The following is a 10,165-nucleotide window of genomic DNA, read 5'->3' as shown; positions in this document are numbered from 1 at the left end:
ATAACCAAAAAAATCGGTCGAGAAAAAAATCTCCCACAAAGTCTTGACTCAAACGAGTCAGCTTCTTTTTCCGATTTTTTGTTATGATTTTTGTTATAATGAGATGAGGTGAAAAACATGACAACATGGCGACATGTGTTCAAATTAGATCCGAATAAATATATAACAGATGAGCAGTTAGAACAAGTATGTGAATCAGGTACAGATGCGATTATTGTTGGTGGAACGGACGGTGTGACGTTTGAAAACGTCATCGAGTTACTTGCACGCGTGCGCCGTTTTTCCGTTCCGTGTGCGCTAGAAGTATCGAATATTGAAGCGATCACTCCTGGATTTGACTATTACTTTATTCCGATGGTACTGAATAGCCGTGATCTCACCTGGCTCATTGATTTACATCATGAAGCAGTAAAGCAGTTTGGTGATTTAATCAATTGGGAAGAACTGTTTGTTGAAGGGTATTGTATTTTAAATGACGAATGTAAAGCAGCATCGTTAACGAGTGCCCGAACAAACGTAACAGATGAAGATGTGATTGCGTATGCTCGAATGGCAGAACACATGTATCATTTCCCGATTTTTTATATGGAGTATAGTGGGCGGTACGGAGATGTGACGCTTGTAGAAAAAGTGAAACGGACGTTGCAACATACACGGCTGTTTTATGGTGGTGGCATTCATACTCCTGAACAAGCGAAAGAAATGGCAACGTGGGCCGATACGGTTGTCATTGGGAACGCCATTTATACAAATTTACAAACGGCATTGCAAACAGTCGAGGCGGTAAAAGGAAAATTGACATAAATGGATAATAGAAAAGAGAACATATGTTTTGGTGGTGAAAAAATGAGTATGTCAGCACGCATGCTGTTAGAAGGATTAAATGAAAAACAAAAAGAGGCGGTAAAAACGACGGAAGGTCCGCTGTTAATTATGGCGGGTGCAGGAAGTGGAAAAACGCGCGTATTAACGCATCGCATCGCTTATTTAATGGCGGAAAAAGACGTTGCTCCGTGGAACATTTTAGCGATTACATTTACAAACAAAGCGGCGCGTGAAATGAAAGAACGCGTGGAGCGCATTGTTGGGAAACAAGCGGAAGATATATGGATTTCGACGTTTCACTCGATGTGCGTCCGCATTTTGCGACGCGACATTGACCGCATCGGTATCCATGCGAACTTTTCTATTTTGGATTCAACCGATCAATTATCTGTGTTAAAGCATATTTTAAAAGATCGCAATATTGACTCGAAAAAGTATGATCCCCGTGCGCTTTTAAGTGCCATTAGTAGCGCAAAAAATGAATTGATAACGCCAGAAAAATATGCCGATCAAGCGGCAAGCCCATATGAACAGCTTGTAGCGGAAGTGTATAAAGAGTATCAAAAACGATTGTTGCGTAATCATGCGCTTGATTTCGATGATTTAATTATGACGACGGTCCAATTATTCCAACGCGTTCCCGAGGTGTTAGAATACTATCAGCGAAAGTTCCAATACATTCATGTCGATGAATATCAAGATACGAACCGATCACAATATTTGCTTGTGAACATGCTTGCTAAGAGATTTCAAAACTTATGTGTGGTCGGTGATTCTGACCAATCGATTTATCGTTGGCGCGGTGCTGATATTAGCAACATTTTATCGTTTGAAAAAGATTATCCGAATGCCAAAGTGATTTTCCTCGAACAAAATTACCGTTCAACTAAACGCATTTTACAAGCAGCCAATGCGGTTATTGAGCATAACACGCAACGAAAACCGAAAAAACTTTGGACAGAAAATAGTGAAGGACATGCACTTGTATATTATGAGGCGATGACGGAAATAGATGAAGCGCAATTTGTCGTCGGAAAAATGAAAGAATATGTTGATGCAGGAAAACGAACGTATAAAGATTTTGCTGTTTTATATCGAACAAATGCCCAATCACGTGTGCTTGAAGAAATGTTATTAAAAGCAAACATTCCATATAAAATTGTCGGCGGTTTAAAATTCTATGATCGAAAAGAAATTAAAGACATTTTAGCGTATTTACGTTTAATTGCGAATCCGAATGATGACATTAGCTTCACGCGAATCATTAACGTTCCAAAACGCGGTATTGGGGCATCGACAATTGATAAAATTGCAGCATACGCTTCTAGTCGTGGGATATCCATGTTTGATGCGCTTGCTTTTATTGAAGAAATTGGAATTAGTGCGCGCATCGCTGCACCGCTCGTACAATTTCGCGAACAAATTCACCATTGGAACGAAATGCAACATTATTTATCTGTAACCGAACTTGTTGAAGATGTGCTCGATCGTTCAGGTTATCGCGATATGCTTCGTGAAGAAAAAACGTTAGAGGCACATAGCCGCCTTGAAAACATTGACGAGTTTTTATCAGTTACTCAACATTTTGAACAAGTAAACGAAGATAAGTCACTTGTTGCTTTTTTAACGGACTTAGCGCTTGTGGCAGATATTGATCAGCTTGATAATGATAGCGAAGGACAAACGAACGATGCAGTCGTTTTAATGACGCTTCATTCAGCTAAAGGATTAGAGTTTCCAGTTGTCTTTTTAGTCGGACTTGAAGAAGGAATCTTTCCACATAACCGTTCTTTAAATGATGAAGATGAAATGGAAGAAGAACGCCGTCTAGCGTATGTCGGCATTACTCGTGCTGAAGAAGAGCTCTTTTTAACGAGCGCACATATGCGTACGTTATTCGGACAAACGCACGTCAACGCCCCATCGCGATTTATTGATGAAATTCCTGAAGAGCTTATTGAGTATGCACATAAACGAGTGAAACAACAGGCGACATCCCAACGTCCATCTACCATGTTTCAAGGGGGATGGCGCGTAGGAGATAAGGTGAGCCATAAAGTATGGGGAATTGGCACAATTGTTCGTGTGAAAGAAAGCGATGGCGATCAAGAGCTAGATGTCGCTTTTTCAAGCCCGATTGGGATTAAGCGACTATTGGCGAAATTTGCTCCGATTACGAAAGTGTAGAAAGGATGAAGAACGTGGCACAACACGACGTTGAAAAGCAAATTGCCGAATTGCGCCAACAAATTGAGAAATATAACTATGAATATTACGTATTAGACAAACCTTCTATTTCTGATGCCGAGTACGATGAATTAATGAGAAAATTGATGGAGTTAGAGAAACAATATCCACAATATAAAACACCGGATTCTCCGTCGCAACGCGTTGGTGGTGCCCCGTTAGAAGCGTTTAAAAAAGTTACCCACCGCGTGCCGATGCTTAGTTTAAGCAACGCTTTCAATGAAGGGGATTTGCGCGATTTTGACCGCCGTGTGCGCCAAGAAGTTGGTGATGTACGTTACGTATGTGAATTAAAAATTGACGGTTTAGCGGTATCGCTTCGCTATGAAGACGGTTATTTTGTACAAGGGGCGACGCGTGGTGATGGAACGACGGGCGAGGATATTACAGAAAACTTAAAAACGATTCGCTCGTTGCCGCTTCGATTACAGAAACAAGTGACAATTGAAGTGCGCGGAGAAGCATATATGCCGCGAAAATCGTTTGAAAAGCTAAACGAACAGCGAAAAATGAATGGGGAAGAATTGTTTGCCAATCCGCGCAATGCGGCTGCTGGCTCGCTTCGTCAGCTTGACCCAAAAATCGCCGCTACTCGCCAACTAGATGTATTTATATATAGTGTTGTCAACGACGAAGAGCTCGGGCTTGTCTCTCATAGTGAATCGCTTCGTTATTTAGATGAGCTCGGATTTAAAACTAACCCAGCAAGAAAAGTATGTGAAACGATTGATGAAGTGCTTGCTTACATCGAACAGTGGCATGAACAGCGAGCGTTATTGCCGTATGATATTGACGGAATTGTCATTAAAGTAGATGCATTTGCACAGCAAAAGCAACTCGGAGCAACAGCGAAAAGTCCGCGCTGGGCGATTGCGTATAAATTTCCGGCCGAAGAAGTTGTGACACAACTTGTTGATATTGAATTAAGCGTTGGTCGGACAGGTGTGGTGACACCGACAGCTATTTTACAACCGGTACGCGTCGCAGGAACGATCGTGCAACGTGCATCGCTCCATAATGAAGACTATATTCGTGAAAAAGATATTCGTCTTGGTGATTACGTCGTTATTAAAAAAGCAGGCGATATTATTCCAGAGGTTGTACGTTCATTGCCAGAGCGGCGAACAGGACAAGAGAAGCCGTTCGATATGCCAACGCATTGTCCTGCGTGTGCGAGCGAACTTGTTCGATTAGACGATGAAGTCGCCCTTCGTTGCGTTAATCCACAATGTCCGGCACAAATTCGAGAAGGGCTCATTCATTTCGTTTCACGTCAAGCGATGAATATTGATGGATTAGGCGAAAAAGTGATTGCTCAACTATTTGAACATGGTCTCGTTCGCAGCGTGGCAGATTTGTACACGTTAACGAAAGATCAGCTTGTCGCATTGGAACGAATGGGCGAAAAATCAGCAACAAACTTACTGCAAGCGATTGAAGCATCGAAACAAAATTCGCTTGAACGTTTATTATTTGGGCTTGGTATTCGCCATGTTGGCGCAAAAGCTGCAAAAACGTTAGCGGAACATTTTGCAACGATGGAACGTCTCCAACAAGCGACAAAAGAAGAGCTAACAGCCATTCATGAAATTGGGGGAAAAATGGCGGACTCAATTGTGACGTATTTTTCAAAAGAAGAAGTAAAGCAATTGCTTGAACGTTTACGGGCATATGGTGTCAATATGACGTATAAAGGTGCAAAACAGACAGTCGATATAAGTTCAACGTTTGCTGGGAAGACGTTTGTTTTAACAGGTACATTGCAATCGATGTCGCGTAGTGAAGCAAAAGAAAAAATTGAAGCGTTAGGTGGAAAAGTGACAGGAAGCGTCAGCAAAAAAACAGATGTTGTCGTTGTAGGTGAAGACGCGGGATCAAAACTAGAAAAAGCAAGACAACTCGGTATTACGATTTGGGATGAAGCGCGTTTTCTTCAAGAAATACAACAATAAAAGCAGGTGTGGATGATGAAAAAGTTAATCATATTGCTCACTTGTACGCTTCTTACTTTGTCAGCATGCGCGCCAAAATTTAATCAGGAAGAACAAGTGGTGCAAGAAACGGAAAATAAAAAACAAAAGGCGATTATTCCAAAGTACAACATTTCTAACTCGTATTATCGTACGATTTTACCGTTTCAACCTGGAGAGGCACGCGGACTTGTCGTTGAGAATGTAAACACGAGATTAGATATGGATGAATTTGAGCTCGGTTTAATGCGCATTGCACAAGAAAAGTTTTCTCCGTCACAATATTTATTTCAGCAAGGGCAATATTTAGACCGAAAAACGATTGAGTCGTGGCTCAAACGAAAACAAGGGGGTGGTGAAGGGCTCAATCCTGCGCTTGGAAACGAAGGAACAAATGAAGAGAAAAACAAAAAACACCCGCTTTACATTTCGCATATTTTGGAGCACAACTATTTAGTTAAAACCGGAAACGATAAAGTTCAATTAGGTGGAGTCGTCATTGGACTTGCGATGAATTCTGTTCATTACTATGAGACGGAAGAAGGGTACCCACGTGAAGTAAAAATTTCGAAAAGCGATATGGAGAAAGAAGGGAAAAAAGCCGCAGAAGAAATTGTTTCTCGCTTACGTAAAATTGATGGATTAAGAGAAGTGCCGATTGTTGTTGGCTTATTTGAACAGCAACCGAAGTCGTCTATCGTCCCAGGGCACTTTTTTACTGCTGGCTACGTAGATAAGGGGAGCAATACGATCCAAGATTGGGAAAAAATAAATGAAGAATATTATGTTTTTCCATCGGATGAAGCGGAAAAAAATCATCGCGATGATTTAGTGAAGTTTTTAAACTTAAAGTCAGATATTGAAGAATTTTTCCCGAATTACACCGGAGTCATTGGCAGAGCGTTTTATCGCGATGACCAACTACAACAATTGACGGTTGACATTGTGATGCAGTTTTATGGAAAAGCAGAAGTCATCGGATTTACGCAATACGTCACAGGTCTGCTTATTGAAAAAATGCCTGATTATATGCCGATTTCTGTTTACATTTCTTCGGTGCGCGGACCAGAAAGTATTATTATAAAAAGCCCGAATAAAAGTGAACCGTTTGTTCACATATATTAGCTATAACATTTGAATATGTATCGTTCATCCGTTAGAATGAAATTGTGTGTATGAAAACGCTTTTGTAATTTCAACAAAGGGGGCTTACATGATGGTACAACCTTACAAACATGAACCATTTACTGATTTTGCAGTCGAAGCAAACAAAAAAGCGTTTGAAGAAGGGTTAAAAACGGTACAAGCTTATCTCGGTCAAGATTATCCGCTTGTCATTGGCGGCGAGCGAATCATGACAGAAGATAAAATTGTTTCGATCAACCCTGCAAATAAAACAGAAATTGTTGGTCGCGTAGCGAAAGCGAATAAAGATTTAGCAGAAAAAGCGATGCAAGCAGCAAATGCAGCATTTACATGGTGGAGCAAAACGAAGCCAGAAATGCGCGCAAATATTTTATTCCGTGCGGCAGCGATTGTGCGTCGTCGCAAACATGAATTTTCAGCATTGCTTGTGAAAGAAGCAGGAAAACCATGGAAAGAGGCGGATGCGGATACTGCCGAAGCGATTGACTTTATGGAATATTATGCTCGTCAAATGTTGAAATTGAAAGACGGCATCCCTGTCGAAAGCCGTTCGGGGGAAACAAACCGTTTCTTCTACATTCCGCTTGGTGTCGGCGTCGTTATTTCGCCGTGGAACTTCCCGTTTGCGATTATGGCAGGAACAACCGTTGCCGCGCTTGTGACAGGAAATACAGTATTGTTAAAACCAGCAAGTGCAACGCCAGTAGTGGCGTATAAGTTTGTTGAAGTGTTAGAAGAAGCAGGCCTTCCAGCAGGTGTATTAAACTACATTCCAGGAAGCGGTGCGGAAGTAGGCGATTATTTAGTCGACCATCCGCGCACACGTTTTATTAGCTTCACAGGTTCTCGCGATGTTGGTATTCGCATTTATGAGCGTGCGGCTAAAGTGCATCCGGGACAAATTTGGCTCAAGCGCGTCATTGCGGAAATGGGCGGAAAAGACACAATCGTTGTGGACAAAGAAGCAGATTTAGAATTAGCTGCGCAATCCATCGTCGCATCAGCTTTTGGCTTTTCTGGACAAAAATGTTCGGCATGCTCTCGTGTCGTCGCGCTTGAAGATGTATACGACCAAGTATTAAACCGTGTCGTTGAGCTAACGAAGCAATTAAAAGTCGGCAATCCAGAAGAACAAAGTACGTTTATGGGACCGGTTATTGACCAATCGGCATACAACAAAATTATGGAGTATATCGAAATTGGTAAACAAGAAGGCAAGCTCATGACAGGTGGCGAAGGAGACGACTCGAAAGGCTTCTTCATTCAGCCAACGGTGTTTGCCGATCTCGATCCAAAAGCATGCATTATGCAAGAAGAAATTTTCGGACCTGTTGTGGCGTTTACGAAAGCAAAAGACTTCGACCATGCGCTTGAAATCGCCAACAATACAGAATACGGCTTAACAGGTGCTGTCATTTCAAATAACCGCTTTAACCTAGAAAAAGCGCGCGAGGAGTTCCATGTCGGAAACCTTTACTTTAATCGCGGTTGCACAGGTGCGATCGTCGGCTACCATCCGTTCGGTGGGTTCAATATGTCTGGAACAGACTCGAAAGCAGGTGGACCAGACTACTTACTTCTTCATATGCAAGCAAAAACGGTATCCGAAATGTTTTAATGGAAAACCCCTCTTGGCGAAAACGCTAAGAGGGGTTTCAATTATGTAACATAAGAGCGATAATAAAGAAAAACATCTTTCATATGATATAGAAGTGGGTGGTGATGGGCGATTGAGTACAAACATGTACGGATTAAAAAAGCAAACCTTTTATAACCTCATTTATGTGTTTCAAAATTATGCGAACATCATTGAAAAAGTGATTTTGTTCGGATCAAGGGCAAGAGGCGATTATAAAGAAACGTCGGACATCGACATTGCGATTAAGTTTAGAAGCCATAACGAGCAGCTGTACCGCATTCAAGACGATTTAGCAGAAGCAAATATCATTTATACGGTGGATGCTATTGATTATGGAAGGATCAGCAATGAAAAACTCAAATCGTACATTGATCTCGAAGGAAAGATTATTTTTTTAACGAATGAACGAGGGGAGGCTGTTGTGACGATGAATAAAGTTATTGATAAACTATTTGACTTTGAAAAAGCATAAAATAAACTACATCAAAGCATTACGCGTGATGTGGAAAAAGACGACCTAGTTCTTGACGCGACAATTCAACGATTTGAATTTGCGTACGAACTAGCATGGAAATGGATGAAAAGTTACTTAGAATATAACGGAAACAATGAAGTAACAAGTCCGCGAAAAACGATTAAACAGGCATTTAAAGAAGGACTTATTCAAGATGGAGAAGCGTGGATTCAAATGTTAGAAGACCGAAACAGAACATCACACACATACGATGAACAAATAGCGATGGAAATTTATGAACATGTTCGCCAGCTCTATGTTCATTTATTTGATCAGTTATTAGTAGAGATGAAAAAACGAGTTCGTGAATTAGAAGAATAGGGAAAATCTTTTCATCGGTAACTATTCAGCCACATCATAAAGTGAGCTGAATATTTTTTGCTTTTCCTGTCTATGATGTGAATACTGATAGACAAGGAGGTGAATCGCATGTTGACGGTACAACAAGCTGTATTTACAGTTGAGAGCTTCATCGGCAAAGTCCAACAACAAAAACAGCTCATTCATCAACTCGTTCAAGAAAATGAACATTTGCGTCAAGAAAACAAACAGCTGCGCAAAGAAAATGAACAACTCAAATATCGCGTTCAAGAGCTGGAAGCACGCACGAAAAAAAAACAGCTCCAATAGCCATTTGCCTCCATCTTCTGACCGTTTTCACACCCATTCTTCTCGCAAGCCATCTGGCAACAAGCCAGGCGGACAAGAAGGACATCAAGGAACGATGCTCCATCAAGTGGAACGTCCACATCATCGCATCGTCCATCGTGTGCACACGTGTCAAGGATGTGGGGCTTCTTGATGTGGGGCTTCTTTGCGTGAAGTCAAACCGTTCAAAGTCGATGTCCGTCAAGTGTTCGATCTCCCTCCCGTGACGATCGAAGTGACACAACATGAACGTGAAGTGAAATCCTGTCCACATTGCCGATGTGTTCAACAAGCGGAGTTTCCACCACATGTCACGAATCATGTGCAATACGGTCCACGTCTTACTGCACTCGTTGTTTATTTGCACCATATCCAATGGATCCCTTACAAACGTTTGAGTGATACGATCGAAGCATTATATCAACACCCAATCAGTACAGGAACCCTTGCCAATATGGTGAAACGAGGTCGCCAAGCGCTAGAATCCAATATGGACATGATCGAAGACGCCTTACTTGACTCTGATATCTTGCATGTCGATGAAACGAGTTTGCGCATGGATGGGAAACTCGCATGGGTGCATGTCGCGTGTACATCGAAATATACGTACTTGGCTTCCCACGCTTCTCGTGGAAAGAAAGCGACCGATGACATCGGGATTCTTCCGCGGTATCAAGGAACGATGATGCATGATGGGTTCGGTACGTATCCGAGATACACGAAAGCCACACATGCTCTTTGCCATGCCCATCATTTGCGTGAATTGAAGGGTTTCATCGAACAAGACATGGGCAACGCGCATGACCACGTTTCTGTTAGCCGCCAAACAGGCAGTCGAAGCCCATCACGGTGCACTTTCCAAAAAAGAAGCGAAACGATGGGAACGAATGTATGATCGCATCCTAGCGAAAGCACAGCACCGATTGGAAACGATGACGCCTCTTCCGAAAAAAGCACTCGCTTTTGTTCGACGGCTTCAGAAACGAAAGGAAGAAGCGCTGCGTTTCTCACGTAAAGTGCATGTTCCCTTTGACAACAACCAAGCCGAACGCGATCTTCGCATGGTCAAAGTCAAAGAGAACATTTCGGGTACGTTTCGTGAAGAAACATTCGCCCAGTCTTTTTGCATCACAAGAAGCATCGTTTCCACACTGACGAAACACGAAAAAAACGTGT

6 protein-coding genes and 2 pseudogenes are annotated in these 10,165 nt (G+C 42.0%); all 8 read left to right on the top strand.

Annotation, left to right across the window (positions count from 1 at the left end; all coding sequences use genetic code 11):
* Positions 1–117 precede the first annotated feature (117 nt).
* A complete protein-coding gene (gene pcrB / locus ACYQY7_RS13055; RefSeq protein WP_461202680.1) occupies positions 118–804 on the top strand; it encodes a heptaprenylglyceryl phosphate synthase in 687 nt (228 codons plus the stop codon).
* 42 nt (positions 805–846) lie between these two features.
* Complete coding sequence (gene pcrA / locus ACYQY7_RS13050) at positions 847–3,012, top strand: DNA helicase PcrA (protein WP_461202678.1); 2,166 nt, start codon at positions 847–849, stop codon at positions 3,010–3,012.
* A gap of 5 nt (positions 3,013–3,017) precedes the next feature.
* Positions 3,018–5,024 (top strand): NAD-dependent DNA ligase LigA, encoded by a 2,007-nt coding sequence (ligA, locus tag ACYQY7_RS13045; RefSeq protein WP_461202677.1) that lies wholly within the window; start codon positions 3,018–3,020, stop codon positions 5,022–5,024.
* 15 nt (positions 5,025–5,039) lie between these two features.
* Positions 5,040–6,167 (top strand): CamS family sex pheromone protein, encoded by a 1,128-nt coding sequence (locus ACYQY7_RS13040; protein ID WP_461202675.1) that lies wholly within the window; start codon positions 5,040–5,042, stop codon positions 6,165–6,167.
* 91 nt (positions 6,168–6,258) lie between these two features.
* A complete protein-coding gene (gene pruA / locus ACYQY7_RS13035; RefSeq protein WP_461202673.1) occupies positions 6,259–7,806 on the top strand; it encodes an L-glutamate gamma-semialdehyde dehydrogenase in 1,548 nt (515 codons plus the stop codon).
* A 124-nt stretch (positions 7,807–7,930) separates the two neighbouring features.
* Positions 7,931–8,662, top strand: a pseudogene (locus ACYQY7_RS13030) (HI0074 family nucleotidyltransferase substrate-binding subunit).
* Positions 8,663–8,770: 108 nt separating this feature from the next.
* Positions 8,771–8,971 (top strand): hypothetical protein, encoded by a 201-nt coding sequence (locus tag ACYQY7_RS13025; RefSeq protein ID WP_461202671.1) that lies wholly within the window; start codon positions 8,771–8,773, stop codon positions 8,969–8,971.
* Positions 8,972–9,194: 223 nt separating this feature from the next.
* Positions 9,195–10,165 (top strand): annotated as a pseudogene (tnpC, locus tag ACYQY7_RS13020) (IS66 family transposase); the annotation flags it as partial.

This window comes from Anoxybacillus sp. TBDG-1 (genome assembly GCF_054815885.1).
The sequence above is the reverse complement of the archived record's forward strand: the minus strand, read 5'-3'. Positions and strand labels throughout refer to the sequence as shown.

What these genes read in the sequence shown, in the direction of transcription:
- pcrB (WP_461202680.1), top strand. Translation starts at nt 118, where the DNA reads ATGACAACATGGCGACATGTGTTCAAATTAGATCCGAATAAATATATA.
- pcrA (WP_461202678.1), top strand. Translation starts at nt 847, where the DNA reads ATGAGTATGTCAGCACGCATGCTGTTAGAAGGATTAAATGAAAAACAA.
- ligA (WP_461202677.1), top strand. Translation starts at nt 3,018, where the DNA reads ATGAAGAACGTGGCACAACACGACGTTGAAAAGCAAATTGCCGAATTG.
- ACYQY7_RS13040 (WP_461202675.1), top strand. Translation starts at nt 5,040, where the DNA reads ATGAAAAAGTTAATCATATTGCTCACTTGTACGCTTCTTACTTTGTCA.
- pruA (WP_461202673.1), top strand. Translation starts at nt 6,259, where the DNA reads ATGGTACAACCTTACAAACATGAACCATTTACTGATTTTGCAGTCGAA.
- ACYQY7_RS13025 (WP_461202671.1), top strand. Translation starts at nt 8,771, where the DNA reads ATGTTGACGGTACAACAAGCTGTATTTACAGTTGAGAGCTTCATCGGC.